Origin of the sequence: uncultured Methanobrevibacter sp. (assembly GCF_900314695.1) — an archaeon.
Lineage (GTDB): Archaea > Methanobacteriota > Methanobacteria > Methanobacteriales > Methanobacteriaceae > Methanocatella.
In genome coordinates, this window is the sequence record NZ_OMWD01000016.1 from 1 (window position 1) to 22,446 (window position 22,446).

25 protein-coding genes are annotated in these 22,446 nt (G+C 34.1%); 18 read left to right on the forward strand and 7 right to left on the reverse strand.

Going from position 1 to position 22,446, the window contains the following annotated elements; all coding sequences use genetic code 11:
* Nucleotides 1–293 precede the first annotated feature (293 nt).
* The gene (locus tag QZN45_RS06555; protein WP_296811929.1) at nucleotides 294–1,997 is read left to right on the forward strand and encodes a hypothetical protein; all 1,704 of its coding nucleotides are present in this window, start codon (nucleotides 294–296) and stop codon (nucleotides 1,995–1,997) included.
* A 395-nt stretch (nucleotides 1,998–2,392) separates the two neighbouring features.
* Here the strand turns inward: QZN45_RS06555 and QZN45_RS06560 are convergent, their stop codons facing one another.
* Entirely contained in the window at nucleotides 2,393–3,112 is a 720-nt protein-coding gene (locus QZN45_RS06560) for a DUF4012 domain-containing protein (protein ID WP_296811932.1), read from the reverse strand.
* 111 nt (nucleotides 3,113–3,223) lie between these two features.
* Nucleotides 3,224–3,829 carry a hypothetical protein gene (locus tag QZN45_RS06565; protein ID WP_296811934.1) on the reverse strand — a complete coding sequence of 202 codons (606 nt, stop codon included), beginning with the start codon at nucleotides 3,827–3,829 and terminating at the stop codon, nucleotides 3,224–3,226.
* Between the two features lie 77 nt (nucleotides 3,830–3,906).
* Between QZN45_RS06565 and QZN45_RS06570 the strand changes: the two genes are divergently transcribed.
* The 3 genes from QZN45_RS06570 (at nucleotide 3,907) to QZN45_RS06580 (ending at nucleotide 5,680) form a co-directional block, all read left to right on the forward strand.
* Entirely contained in the window at nucleotides 3,907–4,569 is a 663-nt protein-coding gene (locus QZN45_RS06570) for a M48 family metallopeptidase (protein WP_296811937.1), read from the forward strand.
* Between the two features lie 3 nt (nucleotides 4,570–4,572).
* Nucleotides 4,573–4,923, forward strand: a complete 351-nt coding sequence (locus tag QZN45_RS06575; protein ID WP_296811940.1) for a zinc ribbon domain-containing protein — start codon at nucleotides 4,573–4,575, stop codon at nucleotides 4,921–4,923.
* A 145-nt stretch (nucleotides 4,924–5,068) separates the two neighbouring features.
* Nucleotides 5,069–5,680, forward strand: coding sequence for a vWA domain-containing protein (locus QZN45_RS06580; protein ID WP_296811942.1), 612 nt, complete (start codon nucleotides 5,069–5,071; stop codon nucleotides 5,678–5,680).
* Here QZN45_RS06580 and queC read toward each other — a convergent pair whose 3' ends face one another.
* Both queC and larC read right to left on the reverse strand, forming a co-directional pair.
* Entirely contained in the window at nucleotides 5,681–6,358 is a 678-nt protein-coding gene (gene queC / locus QZN45_RS06585; RefSeq protein ID WP_296811945.1) for a 7-cyano-7-deazaguanine synthase QueC, read from the reverse strand.
* A complete protein-coding gene (gene larC, locus QZN45_RS06590) occupies nucleotides 6,355–7,524 on the reverse strand; it encodes a nickel pincer cofactor biosynthesis protein LarC (RefSeq protein WP_296811947.1) in 1,170 nt (389 codons plus the stop codon). The genes queC and larC overlap by 4 nt, the downstream gene beginning before the upstream one ends.
* An 84-nt stretch (nucleotides 7,525–7,608) precedes the next feature.
* On the opposite strand from larC, the gene QZN45_RS06595 reads away from it, so the two are divergent.
* From QZN45_RS06595 to QZN45_RS06605, 3 genes are all read left to right on the forward strand, one after another.
* Nucleotides 7,609–8,682: a phosphatidylglycerophosphatase gene (locus QZN45_RS06595; RefSeq protein WP_296811948.1), complete on the forward strand. Its 1,074-nt coding sequence runs from the start codon at nucleotides 7,609–7,611 to the stop codon at nucleotides 8,680–8,682.
* Between the two features lie 2 nt (nucleotides 8,683–8,684).
* A complete protein-coding gene (cobS, locus tag QZN45_RS06600) occupies nucleotides 8,685–9,467 on the forward strand; it encodes an adenosylcobinamide-GDP ribazoletransferase (protein WP_296811951.1) in 783 nt (260 codons plus the stop codon).
* A gap of 272 nt (nucleotides 9,468–9,739) precedes the next feature.
* Nucleotides 9,740–10,282 (forward strand): tRNA (cytidine(56)-2'-O)-methyltransferase, encoded by a 543-nt coding sequence (locus QZN45_RS06605; RefSeq protein ID WP_292606480.1) that lies wholly within the window; start codon nucleotides 9,740–9,742, stop codon nucleotides 10,280–10,282.
* On the opposite strand, the gene QZN45_RS06610 is transcribed toward QZN45_RS06605, so the two are convergent.
* Entirely contained in the window at nucleotides 10,279–11,373 is a 1,095-nt protein-coding gene (locus QZN45_RS06610) for a DUF763 domain-containing protein (protein WP_292880560.1), read from the reverse strand. The two genes, QZN45_RS06605 and QZN45_RS06610, sit on opposite strands and share 4 nt — an antisense overlap.
* A 211-nt stretch (nucleotides 11,374–11,584) precedes the next feature.
* Between QZN45_RS06610 and QZN45_RS06615 the strand changes: the two genes are divergently transcribed.
* On the forward strand, nucleotides 11,585–12,319 hold the full coding sequence (locus QZN45_RS06615; RefSeq protein ID WP_292606412.1) for a peptidylprolyl isomerase: 735 nt from the start codon (nucleotides 11,585–11,587) through the stop codon (nucleotides 12,317–12,319).
* Between the two features lie 79 nt (nucleotides 12,320–12,398).
* Nucleotides 12,399–12,974: a DapH/DapD/GlmU-related protein gene (locus QZN45_RS06620; protein ID WP_296811955.1), complete on the forward strand. Its 576-nt coding sequence runs from the start codon at nucleotides 12,399–12,401 to the stop codon at nucleotides 12,972–12,974.
* Here the strand turns inward: QZN45_RS06620 and QZN45_RS06625 are convergent.
* Complete coding sequence (locus tag QZN45_RS06625; RefSeq protein ID WP_296811958.1) at nucleotides 12,971–13,462, reverse strand: fumarate hydratase C-terminal domain-containing protein; 492 nt, start codon at nucleotides 13,460–13,462, stop codon at nucleotides 12,971–12,973. The genes QZN45_RS06620 and QZN45_RS06625 overlap by 4 nt on opposite strands.
* A 138-nt stretch (nucleotides 13,463–13,600) precedes the next feature.
* Here QZN45_RS06625 and QZN45_RS06630 point away from each other — a divergent pair, with 138 nt between their 5' ends.
* Genes QZN45_RS06630 through sucC form a run of 5 tightly spaced genes read left to right on the forward strand, consistent with a single transcriptional unit; the run spans nucleotide 13,601 to nucleotide 17,550 of the window.
* Nucleotides 13,601–13,867 (forward strand): ferredoxin family protein, encoded by a 267-nt coding sequence (locus tag QZN45_RS06630; RefSeq protein WP_292880565.1) that lies wholly within the window; start codon nucleotides 13,601–13,603, stop codon nucleotides 13,865–13,867.
* Nucleotides 13,868–13,877: 10 nt separating this feature from the next.
* Nucleotides 13,878–15,008, forward strand: a complete 1,131-nt coding sequence (locus QZN45_RS06635; RefSeq protein ID WP_296811961.1) for a 2-oxoacid:acceptor oxidoreductase subunit alpha — start codon at nucleotides 13,878–13,880, stop codon at nucleotides 15,006–15,008.
* A complete protein-coding gene (locus QZN45_RS06640; protein WP_296811963.1) occupies nucleotides 15,009–15,872 on the forward strand; it encodes a 2-oxoacid:ferredoxin oxidoreductase subunit beta in 864 nt (287 codons plus the stop codon).
* Between the two features lie 8 nt (nucleotides 15,873–15,880).
* Complete coding sequence (locus QZN45_RS06645) at nucleotides 15,881–16,429, forward strand: 2-oxoacid:ferredoxin oxidoreductase subunit gamma (protein ID WP_292606424.1); 549 nt, start codon at nucleotides 15,881–15,883, stop codon at nucleotides 16,427–16,429.
* 8 nt (nucleotides 16,430–16,437) lie between these two features.
* Nucleotides 16,438–17,550 (forward strand): ADP-forming succinate--CoA ligase subunit beta, encoded by a 1,113-nt coding sequence (gene sucC / locus QZN45_RS06650; protein ID WP_296811967.1) that lies wholly within the window; start codon nucleotides 16,438–16,440, stop codon nucleotides 17,548–17,550.
* Nucleotides 17,551–17,661: 111 nt separating this feature from the next.
* On the opposite strand, the gene twy1 is transcribed toward sucC, so the two are convergent.
* The gene (gene twy1 / locus QZN45_RS06655; protein WP_296811969.1) at nucleotides 17,662–18,579 is read right to left on the reverse strand and encodes a 4-demethylwyosine synthase TYW1; all 918 of its coding nucleotides are present in this window, start codon (nucleotides 18,577–18,579) and stop codon (nucleotides 17,662–17,664) included.
* Between the two features lie 131 nt (nucleotides 18,580–18,710).
* On the opposite strand from twy1, the gene QZN45_RS06660 reads away from it, so the two are divergent.
* Genes QZN45_RS06660 through QZN45_RS06675 form a run of 4 tightly spaced genes read left to right on the forward strand, consistent with a single transcriptional unit; the run spans nucleotide 18,711 to nucleotide 22,402 of the window.
* The gene (locus QZN45_RS06660; protein WP_296811971.1) at nucleotides 18,711–19,580 is read left to right on the forward strand and encodes a hypothetical protein; all 870 of its coding nucleotides are present in this window, start codon (nucleotides 18,711–18,713) and stop codon (nucleotides 19,578–19,580) included.
* A gap of 1 nt (nucleotide 19,581) precedes the next feature.
* On the forward strand, nucleotides 19,582–20,460 hold the full coding sequence (locus tag QZN45_RS06665) for a site-specific DNA-methyltransferase (RefSeq protein WP_296811974.1): 879 nt from the start codon (nucleotides 19,582–19,584) through the stop codon (nucleotides 20,458–20,460).
* Nucleotides 20,461–20,506: 46 nt separating this feature from the next.
* Complete coding sequence (gene tpiA, locus QZN45_RS06670; protein WP_292606434.1) at nucleotides 20,507–21,175, forward strand: triose-phosphate isomerase; 669 nt, start codon at nucleotides 20,507–20,509, stop codon at nucleotides 21,173–21,175.
* A gap of 9 nt (nucleotides 21,176–21,184) precedes the next feature.
* Entirely contained in the window at nucleotides 21,185–22,402 is a 1,218-nt protein-coding gene (locus QZN45_RS06675; protein ID WP_292606482.1) for a phosphoglycerate kinase, read from the forward strand.
* The last annotated feature ends 44 nt before the right edge of the window (nucleotides 22,403–22,446 follow it).

Sequence of the window (22,446 nt, forward strand, 5' to 3'; positions counted from 1 at the left end):
TAAAAGCACACGTTTACAAAATAAAGAAACAAGACTCAAAACATTAGTTTATAATATTGATCTTTCAACAAAAATTTAAAAAAGGATTTCAACAAGACCTCATTTGCATAAGTTATATATCATACGAAACATATAGATACATATCTTTTGTTTAAACAATGTTTGATTTGAAATTGGTTGGGAAAACATGACACTCAGACTGCAATTGTTTGTAATCTTTCCCAATATTTTTGAATTTTTAAACAAACTTGATAAGAGATAATTTGAAAGACATGTTAAAAATATGTGGTATTATGAAATTTAAAAAGATAATGTTCGTAACGCTCCTGTTACTTGCAGTTTTAACACTTGGTGCAGTTAGTGCGTCACAGGATATGGATGCATCTGCTCTTGAAAACAGCAATGATGAGGTGATTGTTGGTGAATCTCAGATAGATGCCCTGGTGGATGACGGGTCAAGTGAATTAAGTCAAGACAATGTGCACATTATAGGTGCTGAAAGGGAGTACGACACTGACACCTCAAATCAGGAGGACAATTTTGGTGTTGAAGTTCCAGATAATGCAAACGGCACTGTAATTGTATCATCTAAAGAACAAGAATCTCTCAACGAGGACTTGAATGATATCAATGAAGAAAACACTCTGGAAAACGAGAATACTAAAGTATTCGGTGAGACATTAGCATTTAGCGGATATGACAACTTTAACCAAAGTGAAAAATCTGCTGTCGGACTTGAAGTCTATGGCAGTGACAATATCTTGGGAAAAAGCATAGACAATGATATAAATCTGGGGGTCGGAGAAAAAGCCTTTGCAATTTTGGATTTGTTGAATTTTATTGAAAAAAATTTACCTGTTATCAAAACAAATATTATCAATCCATTGCTAAAAAATGAGTTGGCTTTGTATCTCAATGGCATAAAGGCAGCTACAATAAAATTGATTAATGGTGAATTTAAATTAGCTGATTTTAATCAAAGTTTCCTTAATATATTGGAAGGCTTAACATCAGGCAAATTCGTTGTAACAATTAAATTAAATGATGGAATGGTGATTTATAATGCTTCATTCTCCACTTTAACCAAAGATGCGCCTATTGATGCCAGCATGCCTTCAACTGCTCTAACCAGTCAGGATGTATATATTACACTTTCCACAAACAAACCAAAAGACAAAGAGTATACAATCCGTGCGGGATTAATTGCATTGATTGATCCTCATTTTGAATCTGGAAGGCCTGTAAGTGACTTTGCCATTGACTTATGGGGCAGTGACATGAAAGATTTTTGGGAAAAAGGCGGAGGTAAAGTTAACTTAGGTCGCTTTTCAGAAGGTTTACATAAAATAATCGTTCTATATGCTATTGATTTCGAAGATAGACACGATGAATATGACTATTTGTCAAAAATATTTACCCTAAATGTCACAAAGGATAAACCAAAAATCGTTGCATCTGCTGTCACTGCAGCATACAAATCTGATAAAAAACTTGTAATTACATTAAAAGACAGTCAGGGCGTTGTATCAGGTAAAAAAGTAACTGTTAAAGTTGGAAGCATTTCAAAAACTTTGAAAACCAATAGTAAAGGTAAAATTTCAATTGACATTTCAACTTTAGCTCCTAAATCCTATAAGGCAACAATTAATTCTGCCGCAGATGGCGTCTATAAGGCTGCAAGCAAAAGCAATGTCAATGTGGTTGTTAAAAAAGCAAAAACCAAAATAACTGCAAAAACAGTAAAAGCTAAAGTCAATGCAAAAGTCAAGAATGTTGTTGCAGTAGTGAAATTCAATAGCAAAAAGTTATTGAAAGGAAAATTAGTTACTTTGAAAATCAAAGGAAAAACCTACAAAGTCAAAACCAACAAAAAAGGTAAAGCCGTCTTTAAAGTTAAAAATTTGAATAAAAAAGGCACATTTGTTGGAACCATTAAGTTTGCAGGTGATAAATATTTCAAAGGAACTTCCAAAAAGGTAAATGTGGTTGTTAATTAAAGGAAGGGATTTAATATTCCTTCAATTTTCTTTTTTTATCTGATTAATGCAAACTCTTAAACATTAACACTAGGATTTTTTAGTTTTGCTTTGCTTTGAATTGTTTGATATATATCCTAGAGTTTTTCAAAACTATATTTTGAAATAGCTGTTGTTAATGTTGATGCAGCATTGATTAAAATGGGTTAATGTGAAATATTTTTGATTTAATTAATCATTTGTAAAATTTGAATAATGTTAATCATTGAATTCAGTATAGTTTCTGAATCTGAAGTTGACTATAATTAAAATTCAATAAAAAATAAAGATGCCACCACCAAAATTCAAATTATTGGTGATGTCCTAAAATAAATAAAAAAAATTCTTTAAAGAATTTGAATTAAATCCTTTAAAGATTATCCTGTTAAACTTTCAAATCCTCTTGAAGCAAGTAATCTAGTGAATGAGCCTTCTGGTTTCATAATGATGTTTCCGTTAGAATACTCTTTTAGTGCAGTTTGTACCATGGTATTTTTCTTATCAGGATCTTTGGAAGCATTAGCAAGTGCTTTAACTAATACCATTACGGAATCTCCTCTTGACATGTTTCCTTGAACATTTTCATTACCTGGATAACCTTGGTACGCGTCGTTTTGACGAATAATTTCAGTAGCAGAAAGGTTTGTTACTTCACCATCTACTTTAAGTGGACGAACAGAATCTATGATATCATCTACTGCAACATCATAAACAACCACGACAGCATCTGATTTCATTCCGGTATTAGCTTCAACTATCTCTTTAGCATACTCCATACCTTGACCTACTCCATCCCACAGACAATCGTGTAGGAACATGTTACCTCCCAGACCTCCTGGGGCGGGCTGTGTAGGATGTGTCATTCCTCCAGGGTATACTGGAGTATAGTTTTTCAAAGATCCGTTTTCTAAACGAATCATAAATGCCATGTCCACTCCACCGTTGGATTGTTCTTCTTTATCAGAAGCTAATACTAGTATGTTCTTGGTTTCACTTGATAAATCTGGACCGCTGAATAACGCTCCAAAGATTACTGCTATTAATCCAATAAGAACGATAACAAGAATAGCTATGATTAATTTTTTTGTCCTATTCATTTAATTCACTCGCTTTGATTTGATGCAAATTAAACTTTAAGTAATATTTAAAGAAATACGATACTTAATGTATTTTATTATATATTTAGTTTTTAACTTATTTAAAAGTTATCACTTTCTGTAATGAGTTAACAATATTTCTTTAAAGTGAGTGTCATCTTTTTTTTCGTTTGTATGTGGGGATGATTTGTATTTGGCTTCTAAATAATTATATTCTCCCTCTTGATTTAATTTGCCGGTTCTTTCTTTTTTGTATAGGTCAATTGATTTATCTAATTCATAATAGAATTCATCATAATCTATTTGGGCTGGGGGAGTGTTTCTAATCATGTCTTCAATTTCTTTTGTAATTTCATTGCCGGTCCATCCAATTTCATAAATTGAATCTCCAGATGCAAAATATACATGGGATTGGTTGTCATGGACATATTGGTTGTATTGGCAGTAATATCTAACTGGATGTTTGCCTATTGTCAAATTCTTTTCATATTCTTTCTCACAGGCCCAAAGTCCAATGTGTTTTTCAAGATTGTCATCAACGCATTCAATGGAAAACTCATTATTTAATTCATATCGGTTATTGTCTATTTCTCCACCTTTGTATTTGGAAGGTATTTCAAAATTGACATTGTTTAGAGTAATGTTTGAGTCATTTTGAGCCCAAACAGCTCCAATAAATAGAATAGCTATCATGAAGATAAATATTTTTTTACTCATATTGCTTTTAATTATATCCATCATATATTAAAAAACTTATTAAACACAACTTGTAAATATAATTATTGTGATGTAATATGGCAAAGGATGACAGGAGCGCTATAAACCCACTTACTGGAAAATCCCATTTTGATATAATTAATGACGATAAGTTTTTGCAGGATTCATATAATGAGTATTATGCTATGGTCAATCAGTCACAGCTTCTTGACAACACATCTCAAGGTCAATTGGTTAGAAACGTTGCCATAAGATTGATTCAGGCGGTTGAAAACTATTTGGCTCAAATAGGCAGAAGTGATTATACTGAGGATTATTATGACTGGGACTTTCATTTGATTGCAGACAATGCGGTGAATGCATTCTGTATGCCTGGTGGTAAAATTGTCATGTTTTCAGGTATTTTATCCGTTGCAGATAGTGAAGAGAAAGTAGCATTTATTTTAGGTCATGAAATGGCTCATGCACTGCTTGACCATGCCCGAACTAGAATCAGTGCTCAAAATGCTCAAAATACTATTACTTCGGCTGCATGGTTTGGTAGTTTCGCTCTTGATCTTGTAGGTTTGGGCGGAGTCGGTGACCTTACAAGGGCTGCAACCAATGTTGCAAGTATAGGGTCTCAATTTTTCCTGATGAATCCATGGGGAAGAGACCAGGAATTGGAAGCGGACAAGCTTGGAATGATGATAATCCATTGGGCAGGCTATGATATTTCTCGAATTCCTGATTTTTGGTAGAGCATGGCTGGAGGAAATCCAAATGATCATGATTTTTTCTCAACACATCCTTCAGACAGCAAAAGAATTGCAGTCATGAATGAATTGATTGTGGAAATTGAAAATCAAAAGGATTTTTATTCAAATCCTGTTTTAAGTGAGGTTCCAACTCCAAAAGATGAATTCAAACAGTCTAATTTTGCAAGCGGAAATAAGAAATATTGTCAAAATTGCGGCACTGTTGCCGATTTAAGTGACAGATTCTGCACAAATTGTGGTGCTAAATTTGAAGTTGAATTAAAATGTCCTAATTGTGGTGCTTCAGTCGGTAGTGATGATTCATTCTGCACTAATTGTGGAATTAAGCTTCATTAAATGCTTATTTTTTTATTTTAGGTCTTATTTTATATTTTTCATGATAATTTTTTGTATTTTCCGAAACATTTATATACTACATTTGGTTAATATATTGTGTGTAAGTTATTAACAACTTATTAACAATATTTGGGATGTGAATATCATGAAGGATTTACCTCAAAATCAGGACTTGGATTTGATTTTTGTAATAGATAAAAGTGGATCAATGTGGGGGTCTGAAAAAGACACCATGGGTGGCTTCAATGCTTTCATTGAAAAAGAAAAGAACAAGGAATTTAATACTAAAGTAACTACAATCCTTTTCAATGATGGATATGAAGTATTATATGAAAGAAAAGCAATTGAAGATGTTGGTGAATTAACATCCAAAGAATACTATGTTGGAGGTTCAACAGCTCTTTTGGATGCGATTGGAAGGACAATTACATCACTTAACAGCAAAATTGAAAATAAGGTATTGTTTGTTGTCATGACTGACGGTATGGAAAATTCCTCCATTGAATATTCCAAAAAGCAAATTAAAAACATGATTTCAAGTCATAGTTGGGAATTTATTTTCATTGGTGCTGATATTGACTCTTATGGCGAAGCGGGTTCAATCGGATTTAAAAAATCCAGAATTGCAAACTATGAGAAATCTAATGCTGGAATTAATGATGCATATTATTCAGTTGCTTGCGCTGCAGATTCTATGAGAAAAAATATGGATTTAGATGATGCCAATTGGGATGCTGAATTAAGAAAGTATGATTAGTCATTTTTCATATTCGGTTAAATCTTTAATTTTTAATTTTTTAAATGCTCGTTTCCGCCTCATACAACTTTCGCAAATGCCACAATGTTTGTCTCTACCTGCATAACATGAATAGCTTAATTCCATTGGAGCACCAACTTCAACACCTAACTTAACAATTTCCTCTTTATTCAAATCAATGGCTGGTGCTTCAATTTTTATATTTTCAGGCGAACCAATGCTTATTAACTCATTGAATGCATCCATAAATTCTTTTGAGTTATCTGGAAATGTTGCAGCTTCTTCTGCATCCCAGCCCACAATGATTATTTCAGCGCCAATGCTTTCAGCAAATGATGTTGCAATTGATGTAAACACCATATTTCTTGCAGGAACCCAGACGCTTTTTGCAGTCTCTTGGCTTTTTTCCAGATTGTCCAATTCATTTTCTTTAATTTCTGGAATGTCCTCATTAGTATTCAAACTGGATGTGCTGATTTGAGCAAGCCATGGAAGATTAATTACGTAATGCTTAAAGCCCATATTTTCGCAAATTTCTTTTGATGCTTGCAGTTCTCTTTTAAAACTTTTTTGACCGTAATTGAATGTAATTGCATGGATTTCATAGTCCTTTGAATAAACGCTTGTTGCAACAGTACAGTCAAGTCCTCCGGATAAAACTGAAATCGCTTTTTTCATCTTATCATCTCTTTTACCTTTATTAATGGAAGGCCAGTCTTTTGTGCGATTTTTTTCAAATCTTCATATTCTGCTCTTGATGAAATAATCTCGCCGTTAACATAGCCGTTTTTAAATGTGACTTCAAATATTTCGCCATTTATCTCAAACTCTTTTTTAACAAATTCTCTTTTTGCTATTCCTCTGTGTAAATTTGGAGCGATTCTAATTCCTAAACTTCCGGTTTCTTTAAAAATTACATTTACAAGTTGATTTCTATTTTTTCTTTTTGAAATTACTTTTAAAAGACTTCCTTGGCGGTTTTTCTTCATGATTATTGGTGTGATTGACACGTCGCTTGCTCCGTTATCCAGGAGATTGTCAAATAAATATCCAATTTCTTCACCGGTTAAATGGTCCAGATTCGTTTCAATAACATCTATAGTATCCTTTTCGGATATGTCTGATGTTTCTATAATCCTTAAAATGTTTGGATGGTCAAAATCCTTTTTGCCTGCACCGTAAGCTATTTTTTTAGGTTTGACTGGTGGAATGAATTCGCTTATTTCATCGCAAATTTCAGCATAAATCGCACTGCCTGTAGGTGTTGCAAGTTCGCTGTCCACTGGTCCTCCAACAATATTTGCATCTTTTAGGATTTCTAAAACGGCAGGTGCCGGAACAGGTATTGTTCCATGGGCAGTTTTTACTCTACCTCCGCCAACAGCTATTGGAAGGCCGATTATTTTTTGCTGATTTAAATTAAGTGAATAATAAGCATATATTGACCCAATTACGTCTGCTACTGCATCACTTGCACCGACTTCATGAAAATGTACTGTCTGCAATGTTTTTCCATGAACTTTTGATTCGGCTTTAGCTATTCTTTCAAAAACATTTATTGAAGTTTCTTTAACTTTTTCATCTATGTCCAAGCTTTCAATTTTTTCAATGAATTCAGGATAATTGACTGGAGGTTGATGTTCAATCATTTCCACATGGCAGAATGTCGAATCAATTCCATGTTTTGAGATTTTATTGAATGATACTTTCACTTTACCGAATGCTTCAGCTGATTTTTCCATTATTTCCTTTAGCTCATCTTTATTTGCACCTAAGTCAACCAAAGCACCTATAATCATATTTCCAGCAATTCCGCTGGATTGGGGGTCAATAATAATTGTCATAGTATGATGTCCTTTTTTGTGATTGATATAAAATTTAAATTAAATAATTAATATATTTATATGTATAATTGATTAGGTTATAACATGAAAATTGGTGTCATTGAAAAAGATTATGGGATTTGCATTAATAACCCAAAGCATTTTTTGGCATTCAGCGACTTCACGGTTAGTGACGGTATTGACATTGTTGAAAATGTCAATGTTGTTAAGGCTAAGGATGATTTTAAATCAACTGCAAAAAAAGCGGAAGTTTTCAATCAGTCTCAAGGTTCTTATATTGCACAGGCAAGTGAATCTTTGGATTATTTTGAAAATACTTATGGGGACTTGACTATTTTTACATTTATGGCAAATGATGTTGTTGTCGAGGAGTTTACCAAACAATTAAAAGTGGCCAATTCTCCTAAAGGATTTCTGGATGCAAGAATTAACTTAAGCCATATTGTTTACATTGATAAGGTTTTATCCCCAAAAGACTTGCTTAAAATCTTTAAGGCGGTTACCAATATTAAGGCAAAGGCTTTGGCCTGCATGGCATTGCCTATTCACATTCAAAACATTTTGAATACCAATGAGTTTCTTGCAGTTCTTTCAAATATTCCCGAAAGCGATGGCGAAAGCCTTGATATCAATAATGCCCAATATGATGAAATTGATTTTGAAGAGATAAAAGTTCAAATTGAAGAAGCGATTGAAATAAGTCTTGAAGATGCATTTAAAAGACTTGATTTGACTTTTGGAATATTGGATTATCTTGTGGCCGAAGGTATTCTTATAGGGGATTTGATTGAAGCTGGTTTGGAGCTTGTTGATGATGATGAAGTTAATGATGATTTAAAACAAAAAATGGAAGCGCAGATTCTGAAATCATTGGCAGACATTGATGTTATAACTCTGATAGTTGCTGCAATGAGAACAGAACAGGACCTGGCCGGAGACCATATTAGAGAAATCAATATGGGTGATGATTCAAATCACTATGCTGATGATGTGCTGGGTTTAGCTGTTTCTAACCAGATTGCAGGAACAAAAGCAACTTTCAACTTTAGGAGATACTTTGAAGCAAAACCTGGCATTATCTATGGCTTGCCTCCTTTTTTGGAGGATGTATTTGCAGGTTTGATAGCCGGTTGTGTTTCAAAAATTTTTGAGGAATGATTATGGAAGATGATGGCTATTTTGAAGATGAGGAATTTTCACCGATAAGGTCTTTGCTGGGCCTTTTGACATTTTCAACAATTTTGCCGATTCGCGTATATACTTCAATAGAGTATATGACCAAATTGACATGGTGCTGGCCATTTCTACATATATTCATAGGCCTTTTGGCAGCAGCTTGCGGTTATGTCTCTTTGAATTTCCTGCATCTGAATACATTTTTCACGGCCGTAATTGTCTATGCATTTTTGATGATTATTACAGGTTATAATCACTTGGATGGTGTAATGGACATGGCTGATGGGGTAATGGTTCATGGTGAGCCTGAACGTAAAATCATGGTGATGAAAGACCCGTCCGTAGGTGCAGGTGGTGTTGCAACACTGTTTTTAGTGGCCAGTTTAACAATAGCGGGCTTATACAATATTCTGGATTATAATTTCATATCTGGAATAATTATTTGTGAAATGGTTGCAAAGACTTCCCTTATTACAACTGCGCTTTTATCAAAACCGTTAACTCCTGGAATTGGAAGTTATTTCATGCTTGAAACAACTCCGTCAAATTACTTGATATCCACAATATTCGTTTGCATAATATCATTTTTATTGGGTGGTGTTGTTGGAGTCTGCGGAGCTTTAGGGGCTATGTTTTCAGGCATCATCATTGCTCTTATTGCCAGAAGGAATTTCGTGCTTGCCAACGGTGATGTTTTGGGAATGAGTAACGAAGTAGGTCGTTTAATGGCATTGTTGTTTATGGCTGTAGCTTTATATTTCTTCTAATTTTTCATTTTTAAAGCAATTTAGTGTGTTAAAATTAAAATTGCTTTCTTAAAAAGCATTAGTTTATTAAGCAGGTTCTATATAGTTAGTTTTGATGTGTGTCACTCACCAGTTTACATATTCATCACCTCCATTTTTTAAATACAACTTCGTTCATAAGCAAACATCATCCAATCCTGTTTCAATTAGTGGTGAGTGGCCCGTCATCATTCATACAAATTTTTAAATATTCAAAATTTAAAATATTAGATTAATTAATTTATTTTTTTGATATTATGAATGTAAATGTTTTAAGATTAGATCACAGATTAAAAAGAGATACTCGTATAACAACTCATGTATGTTTGACTGCCCGCGCATTCGGAGCCAGCAAAATATATCTTGCAGGAGAAAGGGACAATAAGCTCATGGAAAATGTGAGGGATACCGCTTCACGTTTTGGAGGCAACTTTGAAATAGAATATGCTGAAGGTTATATGGGAGTTATCAATAAGTGGAAAGCTGATGGCGGAAAAGTAGTTCACCTGACAATGTATGGATCACAAGCTCATGAAGTCGCTCCTGAAGTTCGTGCAGATGGTTCTGATATTTTAATCATTGTTGGCGGTTCCAAAGTTCCTGGAAAAGTATATAAGGCAGCAGATTGGAATGTTTCCGTTACAACTCAGCCTCATTCTGAAGTATCATCTCTTGCAGTATTCCAACATCTGCTGATGGATGGCAAGGAGTTTGATTTGGAATTTGAAAATCCTGTACTTGAAGTTATTCCGACTGCTCATGGAAAAAATGTCAATATCCATAATGAAAACCGTTAGGAAATGAAGTCATCCAATCTTTTGATTGCTTTTAGTTTTGTGTCTTTTTTTATGCGTGCCTGGTCAATTGCATCCCTGATGGTTTGAATTGAATTGTCGTAGACTTCCCTGTCAACAGGATAGGGAAAACCGTCTTTTCCTCCATGGGTAAAACTGTATTTGACGGGGTCCTTCCAGCTGGCAGGTTCTCCGTATACCAAGTCGGATATCAATGCCAATGCTCTTATTTTTTTAGGTCCAATTCCCTGAAGAAGAATTAGCTCTTCATAGTTTTCGGGCTGAATTTCCCATGCCTTTGTCAGCACTTCAAATTCCTTGTCTGAAATGTCCATGTCAAGCACAGGATGGTGTGCAGGCATTGTAAAATCTTCCAAAAGCATTTGATTGTCTTTTCTTTTGAAATATTGTCTTAGGTGGTTTGGATTGTCGTTGATTAAATCAACGCTAATTTTTTGAGCTTCCTCACTATCCTTTGAAGACATGTTCAATGTGTTTGGAGTTTTTTTGTCGCATGAAATTCCGCTGTGAGGATCATTTAATAATTCATCAACCTCTTCGCCTAGCCAATGGTATCTGCGGGCGTATTTGGTTTCTGTGTTCATTCCCTGCTGGATGACAGCCCAATTACCCTTTTCGGTAATGAAGAAGTTGTGCTGGTATAATGTGTATCCGTCTTGAATGCAGGAGTTGTCAATTTTGGCAGATAATCTGCTTGTTTCAACCAATGTTTCGGTTGTTTTGGTTTTTAGGTTAAATACCTCTCCAGCATGTTCAATTCCTTCGGGAGTCTTTCTGGATTTCGCGCCTTTTCCTCCTGTCAGATAAATTCCATGTTCTTCAGGAGATAGTGATGCCTTTAAAGCTCCTAATGTGGTTGTGGTTGTTCCTGAAGAGTGCCAATCAAAACCTAAAACGCAGGAGAATGCCTGAAACCAGTATGGATTTGAAATTCTGTTTAGAAATTCATTCAAGCTATATTCTTCGATGATGACCGAAGCTAGTGCTCCTGACAAATCAACCATTCTGGAAAATAGCCATGCCGGTGGATGACCTCCATGTAATGGTAAATTGACTGCTCCTCTTCTTTTCATGAATTATGTTATTGTTTTATTTATATATTATTCTTTTACAGAGAGCGTATGAAAAGTATTATTGTAATATTTTATATTTTTTCAGCAACACTTATTTTTTACATTAAATTCTCATATAAACAAAACTTTAATAAGTAATGGTTACTAAAATTTTATATGTTATATTTATTAACAAATTATTTAATCAAAATTATTATGGAGCGTAATTTTTATGGCTATAGATAACGGAGATTTTGTTAGAGTAAACTTTACTGGTAAAATAAAAGAAACTGATGACGTATTTGATACTACTTATGAAGAAATAGCACAAGAAGCAGGAATTTTCGAAGAAAATAAAACTTACAAAGCAATTCCAATTGTTGTTGGAGGAAATCATTTATTACCTGCTATTGAAGAAGCAATTAAAGGATTAGATGCTGGAGACACCAAACATGTTGAAGTTGAATCAGATAATGCATTCGGACCAAGAGATCCTAAAATGATTCAATTAGTACCTATGAAAGAGTTCAAAAAACAAGGTATGACTCCATATCCTGGTATGAAAATCCAATCTGAAGGTTCAACCGGTAAAATCTTAACCGTTAACGGTGGAAGAGTAAAAGTTGATTTCAACCACGAATTAGCAGGAAAAGACTTAATTTACGATGTTGAAGTAACTGAAATCATTGACAATCCTGAAGATAAAATTAAAAGTATGATTGAGTTACACTACTCTAATCCTAATGTCGATATCGAAAAAACTGAAATTGACATCGTTGATGGCGTTGCAAATATTAAATTAGATGAAATGGCTAAATTCGACCAACAATCTTACATGGACATTACCTTTGCAAGATTCAGAATTGCTAAAGACATCTGGGACAACATCGAAGAAATTACCAAAGTTAATTTCGTAGATGAATTCGAAAAAAGAGAAGAATCTGACGACGAAGAAGACGAAGAATAGATTCATTTTCTGAGTTATTTTTAATAATAACTCCTTTTTTTACTTATTTTTAAATATTATTTTTTATAAACCATTATTCATGTTACAACTTAATGAACTTTTAGATATTTTTAATGAAGGCAAAACATTGGTAATGGATGAAGAAGCTGCTGATGCTTGTAATTATTATTCCAGGGAAGCACAAAAGATTACTTGTGAAATTAATTATACTTACCATGATTTTGATGAAATCAGGGATTTATTTTCAAAATTGATTGGTTGTAATGTCAGTGATGATTTTAGAGTTTTTCCACCATTTTTCACAGATTTCGGAAAGAATATACATCTTGGAAAAAATGTCTTTATCAATGCAGGCTGCAAATTCCAGGATCAGGGTGGAATCTATATCGGGGATAATGTGCTCATTGGCCATAATGTTGTCATAGCCACTTTAAACCATGATGAAAATCCTGCCAAAAGAGGTAATTTGAAACCTTCATCAATTAAAATAGGCAATGATGTATGGATTGGATCTAATGCTACAGTTCTTGCAGGTGTCACAATCGGTGATGGTGCTATTGTTGCAGCAGGAGCTGTTGTAACCAGGGATGTTGATGAAAACACCATTGTTGGTGGGGTTCCGGCAAAGTATATACGTGATGTAAAAATGGATTAAATCTTTTTTCCTTTATGGATGGCCACAATTCCAGGTATTTCATCTACCTTCAATTCAAACATGGCTTCCATACCTTCTTTTTCAAATAAAACGCATTTCTTTTCCAATACTTTATTTGTAAGCAATGCAGCTACTGGCGGTGTAATAACAAAAATGGAATTGTTTTTCTTTAATTCCATTGCTATTTCATCACTTAATGTTCCTTTTCCGATATGAATTTTAACACCATTTTCACTTAAAAAAGGAATTGTGGATTCAATTTCCTCTTTATTGCTTGTTGTTGGAGCTATTCCTGCATCGCTAAATGCTGTATGCATTATGACCATTCCATTCATGTCGAATGGTATTTCATCTTTCTTGATTAATTTGACAAATTGGGGGAGTGCTGCGTCACGGCCAGTATAAATGGTTCCGGAAATGGTGATTTTATCGCCAACATCAAGATTTTTCAAGTCACTATCTGTGATTGGTGTTTTTAATTCTTTCATCATTAAATATATTTGTGTTGTATTTTTTATATAATTTTTATTTTAGATGATATTTTAATAAGATATTTAAATGTTTGTTAACAAAGATATATCATAATCTGTATTTATTTATTATAGATTTTTTAGGAGATTTTAAAATTGATTATTATTAATGAAGATTTGTGTAAAGGATGTCACCTTTGCTTGTTTATGTGCTACAAGAATGTATATGCAATTTCTTCAGAAGTTAATAAAAAAGGTGTGCAATTGCCTTTTGTTAAGTTTGAAGAAAGATGTACAAAATGTGGTACTTGTGAAGTTGCATGTCCTGATCAGGCTATTACAGTAGATTTAGGTGAAAACTGGTGGATGGATGAAGATAACAATACAAACTTCAATCCTAAATTTACAAATGGCAAAAAGTAGGTGTTAAAAAATGGCTCAAGAATTTTTTATTCAAGGTAATGAAGCATGTGCTAAAGGCGCAATAACTGCAGGTTGTAGATTTTTTGCAGGTTATCCCATTACTCCTTCTACTGAAGTTGCAGAAACTCTTGCTAGAGAATTGCCTAAAGTAGGTGGTTCATTTGTTCAAATGGAAGATGAAATTGCTTCTGCAGGTGCGATAATTGGTGGTTCTTGGGGAGGAACCAAATCAATGACCGCAACTTCAGGACCTGGTATTTCATTAATGCAGGAAAATATTGGTTACGCATTTATTAGTGAAACTCCAATGGTTATTGTTGATGTTCAAAGAGGTTCTCCTTCAACTGCTCAACCAACAATGACTGCACAAGGGGATATGATGCAAGCTCGTTGGGGTTCTCATGGGGATTATGAACCAATCGCATTAGCACCATCAAGCGTTCAGGAATTTTTTGATTTCACAATTAAGGCATTCAACTTAGCTGAAGAATTTAGATGCCCTGTATTTGTCATGGCTGATGAAATTGTTGGTCATATGAGAGAAAAAATCACTGTTGAAGATGATATTGAAATAGTTCCAAGAAAAAGACCTGAAAAATCAGATAAATATTTACCATTTAAAAATGTTGAAAATGGAACTAATCCTATGCCTTCTTTTGGTGACGGATTTAATATTCATGTTACTGGATTAACTCATGATGAAAGGGGATATCCGGATACAAACAATCCTGAAACTCATGATAAATTAGTTCAAAGAATTTGTGATAAAATTTTAAATAATAGGGATAAAATATGTTCTGTTCAATCAGATAAATGTGAAGATGCAGATATTATAATTTTATCATATGGCTCACCGGTAAGGTCTGTTGTCGAAGCTGTAAACAAAGCTAGGGATGAAGGTAAAAAAGTTGGTTATATTAAACTTGACACTCCATGGCCGTTCCCAGAAGAACAGGTTATTCAATTGTCATCTAATGCAAATGATGTGATTGTGGTGGAAATGAATTTAGGTCAAATGTATTATGAAGTTGATCGTGTTCTTAAAAGAAGTGCTAATGTTCATTTGATGGGTAAAATTGGAGGAGCCATGCCAACTCCTGATGAAATATTAGTTCAAATTAATAGAATAGGAGGAAACTAAATGTCAGAACAAAAAGAAAATAGGTTTCTCCCATATTTAAGGGAAGATAGGTTGCCTCATATTTTTTGTCCGGGTTGTGGAAATGGTGCGATTATCAATGCATTTTTAGCAGCTATGGAAAAAGCAGAAATGGATTTTGATAATATTGCTATGGTTTCTGGAATTGGATGTTCTTCAAGAATTCCTGGTTATTTAAACTGTGATTCACTTCATACAACTCATGGAAGAGCTTTAAGTTTTGCAACTGGTTTAAAAGTGGCTAATAAAGATTTGGATGTTGTTGTTTTCACTGGTGATGGTGATGCTGCTTCTATTGGAGGTAATCATTTAATTCATGCCGCAAGAAGAAATATTAATCTTACTGTTATTTGTATCAATAATAATATTTATGGTATGACTGGTGGCCAGATTAGTCCTACCTCTCCTAAAGGTAGTTTTGGAACAACTGCGCCTTACGGTAATCGTGATGCTCCATTTAAATTGGCTGAACTTGTTGCAGCTGCCGGTGCATCTTATTCTGCAAGGTGGACTACTGTTCAAATTGAAAATCTTGTTTTATCAATTAAAGAAGGTTTGAAAAATCCTGGATTTTCATTTATTGAAGTTGCAACTCAATGTCCTACTTATTTTGGTCGTAAAAATAAACTTAAAACTCCTACTGCAATGGCTGCTGTTATGAAAGCAAATACTGTGTTCAAATCTGCTGCAGAAAGAATGAGAGCAAAAGAATTAGAGGGAAAAATTGTTGTTGGTGAATTTGCTAATTCTCAAAGAGATGAATTTACTGAAGGCATTGAAAAAATTAGTGTGGAAAAATCTGGTAAAAAAACTATTATCAATTCCGCATTTGAATCTAAATTATAGGTGGAAATATGAGAACTGAAATAAGAATTGGTGGATTTGGAGGTCAAGGTGTAATCCTTGCAGGTATCATATTAGGTAAAGCTGCAAGTTTGTTTGATGAAAAGGAAGCTGTTCAAACTCAATCTTATGGTCCTGAAGCTCGTGGAGGGGCTTCTAAATGTGAAGTTGTTATTAGTGATAGTGAAGTTGATTATCCTAAAGTTCAAAGTCCAGATATTTTAATTGCCATGTCTAATGAGGCTTTAATTAAATATATTGTTGATTTAAAGGATAATGGAACTTTAATTGTTGACCCTGGAACAACAGATGTTGAAGATGTAAGGGAGTTTATTGACGAACATAATATTAAAGTTCATGAAGCTCCGGCTACTAAAACTGCAACTGATGAAATAGGTTTAAAAATTGTGGCAAATATAGTTATGGTTGGAGCAATTACAAAAATTACTAATGTTATATCTAAAGATGCGGCTATTAAAGCCATTGAGGATAGTGTTCCTAAAGGAACTGAAGAAAAAAATATTAAAGCTTTTGAAGCTGGATTTAATTTAGTTGAATAGGTGTTACAATGAGATTTTTTGAAAATATAGCAAAACAAATTTTTAATCAAGAAGGCATACCAATTTTAGAAGGACATGTCGCTTACTCTCCTGAGGAAGCTATGACTATCGCTTCTGAAATGGGCGTTCCTGTAGTGATAAAGGCTCAAGTTTTAACCGGTGGTAGAGGTAAAGCAGGTGGTGTAAAATTTGCAAATAACCCTGGTGAAGCTTTAAAAGTAGCTGATGAAATTTTGGGAATGGAAATCAAAGGCGAAAAAGTTAAACATTTATTGATTGAGAAAAAAGCCGAAATTTTAAATGAATTTTTCGTAACTGTATCCGTAGATAGGGGTGCTAGAAAACCTGTTATCTTGGCAAGTATGGAAGGTGGGGTTGAAATTGAAAATTTAGCAAAAACAAACCCTGAAAAAATCATTAAATATTATCCAAATCCTTTAATTGAATTTTTACCTTATGAGGCACGTGAAATTGCACGTAGAATGGGTGTTCCATCTGAATTAATTTCACAAATGGGTGACATGATTTGGAAATTATATAATGTATTTGAAAAGTATGATGCGGATACTGCTGAAATCAACCCGTTAGTTTCAACTCCTCAAGGATTGATTGCTGCTGATGCAAAACTTGTTGTTGAAAATGATGCATTATTCAGACATCAGGACTTGGTTGAAAGACTTCACTACAAAAAGAAAGCTGTTGACTTTGTGCAATTGGATGGTGACATTGCCGTAATCGGTAATGGTGCAGGTTTAACATTAACTGCTATGGACATGATTAAACTTAACGGCGGAGAACCAGCTACCTTTTTAGATATTGGTGGTGGAGCTTCAGAACAAATAATTGATCAGGCTTTAAACCTTGTATTGAGTTATGAACCTGTTAAAGTTGTGTTCCTGAATGTTTTAGGTGGAATTACTAAGGCGGATGATGTTGCTCGTGGTGTAATTAAAGCTTTAGAACATTGTGAAAGAAAGGTTCCTATTGTCATTAGACTAACAGGTACTAATGAAGAGGAAGGTCAAAGAATTTTAGAAGAAGCTGGCATTTCCTATGAAGTTTCAATGGAAAAAGCTGCTCTTAAAGCTGTTGAGTTATGCAATGAGTTAAAAGCTAAATAATTTAGTTTTAATCAATATTTCATTAAATCTTAATTGTTTGCATTAAAATTAATTGTCGTCATTACATGATGTAATGATGACTTTCAAACCTATTTTTTATATTAAAAAGAGTTATTCTAGTAGGACTACTCTGCTAACTTTGGATTCATTAACTATTTCTCTGCCGCATTCATTTCCTATTTTTGTTGCGAATTCGGTAACTTCATCAAATGTCGGCATGTTGTCTGGTGTTAATCTGTCTCGTGATGAACCTACGCACATGTATGCTTTTACTTCAACATAATCGGGATTTGCCTTATCGATTAATTTTGCATATTCTTCGGGATTTCCCATATTTCTTCCTTTGACACAGGTATTTCGTATACATGTTCTGGAGTTGAAACTTGATAATGTTTCAAGTGATTCATTTAAATTAATCCATGCATCGTTTATTCTAGGTCTGCAGACTGTATTAAATATTTTCTCGTTAGGCGCATCTAAGGAAAGGTATAGTTGGTACGGATCGTTTTCCAGATTTCTTAGTCTGTCTACGCATTGGCCATTGCTCACTACAAATGTTGTAAAGTCCCTTCGGTTAAACTCTCCAATCAATTCATCAATTTTCGGATAGAGTGTAGGTTCGCCGGCCAGGGAAATGGCTGCATTGGTTGGCTTTTTCAGTTCATCTAACTTTTTTTTGTTTGCTTTGTCATTTCCATAAAATCCGCATAATAGATTATTCTGTGCTTCAATTGCTCCGTCGATTATGGTTTTCGGGTCATCATATTCTTCATCTTCCCAATTGGTTTGGGTATATGTTAGGTCTCTCCAGCAGAATTCGCATTCCTGTTGGCAGTTGGGAACTGCAGGAGACATTTGCAAGCATCTGTGTGATTCGATTCCATAGAACTTTTCCTTATAGCAAACGCCTTTATCAACAATACTTTGGCGTGTCCAATGGCATGTCTTGACTGCGGCATGGCCATGTTGTCCGACGAATCTGTATCCACTTTTTTCTAATTTTTCTATTTGGCTTTCATTGAATGACATAAAATCAAGTTAATGTTTAGTTTTGATAGTATATACATTTATTCAAGTCAAAAACAATTTAACATATATTGAACAATATTATAATTATATTATTAAAAGTATTTATATGTTTAATAATAATATTTTTTATTATGAATTTGTGGAATAAAAATCAAGAAAAGTTATTTTTTACAGAATCCCTAAAACTTGCAAAGGCAAATCATCTGTTCTATCTGGATGAAGACGGTCGGCATTTGGCATACTGGCCGAAAAGTTATAGGGGTGTTAAATCGACATTACAGTCTAGGAATTCATTAATTGGAAACTATACTGAAAATTGGGTTAAAAATCTTTTGAAAAGCCTAATATATGATGAAAATTTGCATGTGGTCAATCAGGCAAGAATACCTGCTTTGGGCATCACATCAAGGTCTCCTGCAGATATTGTAATTTCAACTGTTGATAAAAAAATTTTAAAAGCCAGTGAAGTTAAAGTAATATTTGAGGTTAAGATGTCAATAGTGTGGAATTGGCAATATGATGTAGAGTCAAATGAAATTTTGGAAATTGGTGATTATAGAACTCATCAGGGAAAGCCAAGTTTCACACGTTCAGATTCAATCTTAAAAGCTATTGGAAAATGTATTGATATTCGTGTTTCAAATTTTAAAGCGTCTAAAATACCAATAATTGTTCTGGGCAACGCTCCACTGTCAAATGGATTCTGCAAGAAGGCGGATTATCTGAAAAGTGCAGGCATTATTCAGGGTTTCTGGTCTTTAAATCCATTTCCATTAAATCATGGAAATACAAGAAAAACAACTCCCAAGTCTGGTTTTTTAAGGATGGATTCAAGTATGGAGTTAAAAATACATTTAAATCGTTTATTTAATCAAAATTTAAATTTCTTCTCTGGAATGCAGGATTTGGAATCATTAGGTCAATATATTGAAATGGCAGATATGGAAGATAATTGCAAACAAAAAGGATTGAAATTTTTAAATCTTTTAAAGAGGTCTTAAATTGGTTAGAAAAACACAAACAACATCTTTTGGTTCTGTTGTCAGAGAATCTCATAGTTCAAAGAAGTTTTACAGTTCAAAATTATTTAAGGATTTTGAAGTTCCAAAAAGCATTGATTTTAAAGAGAACGCCATTGATGATGCTGATTTAAATAAGATATATTGTAAATCCAGCGAAAACATGGATGAGATTCCAGATGACAGTATTCATTTGATGATTACGTCTCCTCCGTATAACGTTGGAAAGGAATATGATGATGACTTGAGCTTGGATGAATATCTGGAATTGCTGACATCAGTATTTCGCCAGTGCTATAAAAAACTGGTTACTGGTGGAAGGGCATGCATAAACATTGCAAACATTGGACGAAAACCATATATTCCACTTCATGCAATGATAATTGAAATAATGTTGGATTTGGGTTTTTTAATGCGTGGAGAAATTATTTGGGATAAATCTGCCAGTGGTGGAGGGTCATGTGCATGGGGAAGTTGGATGTCAGCTTCAAACCCTGTTCTTAGGGATTATCACGAATATATTCTGGTATTTTCAAAAGGTTCATATTCCAAAAATAAAAAACAAGCCAAAAAGGACACTATTGAAAGGGATGATTTTATCAGTTGGACAAAAAGTATTTGGACATTTCCGGCAGTAAACGCTAAAAAAATTGGTCATCCTGCTCCATTTCCTCTTGAATTGCCTCATAGACTTATAAATCTTTATAGCTATGAATGTGATGTCGTTTTAGACCCTTTTTGCGGAAGTGGTACAACTTGCATTGCAGCAGTTCAAAACAATCGTAGCTATATTGCTTATGACATTAAAAGGGAATATGTTGAATTGGCTGAAAAAAGAATTTCCAATCAAAAATTTATTTAATAATGTTATTCAAATATAATTATCAAAGAGTAGTTGTGGGATTATTATGGACACACCAATTGTTATATTAAACTATAAAACTTATTTGGAATCAAGTGGTATGAATGCATTAGAACTTGCACATGACTTAGAAAGCGCTGCAAGTGAATCTGGAATTACTATGGTTGCAGCTCCACAGGCTGCTGATATTTATAGAATTAGTGAAGAAACTTCCATTCCAATTTTTGCTCAACATATAGATCCGATTTCTCCAGGTGGACACACAGGATCCAACTTAATCAATACTTTAATTGATGCTGGAATAAGCGGTTCTTTAATTAATCATTCAGAAAATAGGATGAAGTTGGCTGACATCGATGAAGTTGTAAAATTATGTAAAGCCAATGGAATTGAATCATGTGTTTGTACTAACAATATTGAAACTTCAAAAGCTATTGCTGCTCTTGCACCTACTGCAGTAGCTGTTGAACCTCCTGAATTGATAGGTACTGGTATTCCTGTTTCACAAGCTCAACCTGAAGTTGTTGAAGATTCAGTAAAAGAAGTTAAAGCCATCAATAAAGATGTTAAGGTTTTATGTGGTGCTGGAATAACTACTGGTGATGACATGAAAGCTGCTATGGATTTGGGTGCTGATGGAGTATTGCTTGCATCCGGAATTATTAAAGCAGAAAGTCCAAAAGAAGCCTTACTTGATTTGGTAAGTAAATTGTGATGATGTGAGATAATGGTGGATTTTAATACAATTGATGATTTTGATATTGAAGATAAAACTGTATTGGTTAGAATTGATATTAACTCTCCGGTAGATCCAAGCTCTGGGATTATATTGGATGACACTCGATTAAAATTGCATGCTCAGACTGTTAAGGAATTGTCTAATAAAGGGGCTAAAGTAGTACTTCTTGCTCATCAAAGCCGTCCGGGCAAAAAGGATTTCACAACCTTGTCCCAACATGCACAGGCATTGTCAGATATTCTAAATTTAAGGGTTAAATACACTGATTCATTATTTTCCAATGCTGCTAAAGAAGCAATCAAATCTCTTAAGTCGCATGAAATTTTATTACTTGAAAATGCACGTTTCTTTTCAGAGGAGTCCCTTTCAAGAACTCCTGAAGAACAGTCAAAAACTTTACTTGTAAGGCATTTGTATCCATTAATTGATTACTTTGTAAACGATGCTTTTGCAGCTGCTCACAGATCTCAAGCATCATTGGTTGGTTTTACGGTTGATACTCCTTCAGCTGCAGGACGTGTTATGGAAAAAGAATTGACAGTAATTCAAGATGCGCTCGATAATGTGGAACATCCATGTGTATTCTTGCTTGGTGGAATGAAACCTGAAGATTCCATCGATGTTATGGAAAACGTATTGAGCAACGGTACTGCTGATTCCATATTGACAACAGGTATTGTTGGAAACATTGTTTTATGGGCTGCAGGTGTTGATATCGGTCAGGTTAATAAGGATTTCATTGCAAGCAGAGGATATAGGGACATGGTCGAAAAAGCCAAAGAATTAATCGATAGATTTGGCGATAAGGTAAAATATCCTATTGATGTTGCTTGTGATATTGATGGTCAAAGGGTTGACATTGATTTTAAAGAAATTCCTAATAAATCCATTTTTGACATTGGTGTTAAGACTATTTCATATTATGCAAAAGAAATCAGGGACGCCAAATACATATTCGCTAATGGTCCTGCAGGTGTATTTGAAGATCCTAAATTTTCAATGGGTACTGAAGACTTGATTAATGCTATGGCTACCTCAAAAGGTTTCACTTTAATTGGTGGAGGTCATATTGCTGCAGCTACTGCTGGTTTAGGTCTTGAAGAACATATGAGCCATTTAAGTAGTGGTGGCGGAGCTTGTATTAGTATGTTGGCAGGTAAAAAGCTTGCTGCTGTAGAAGCTTTGAAAAATAGTAAAAAATAATATTTTTTTTACTTTTATATCTTTTTCTAATGGATTTGTCAATA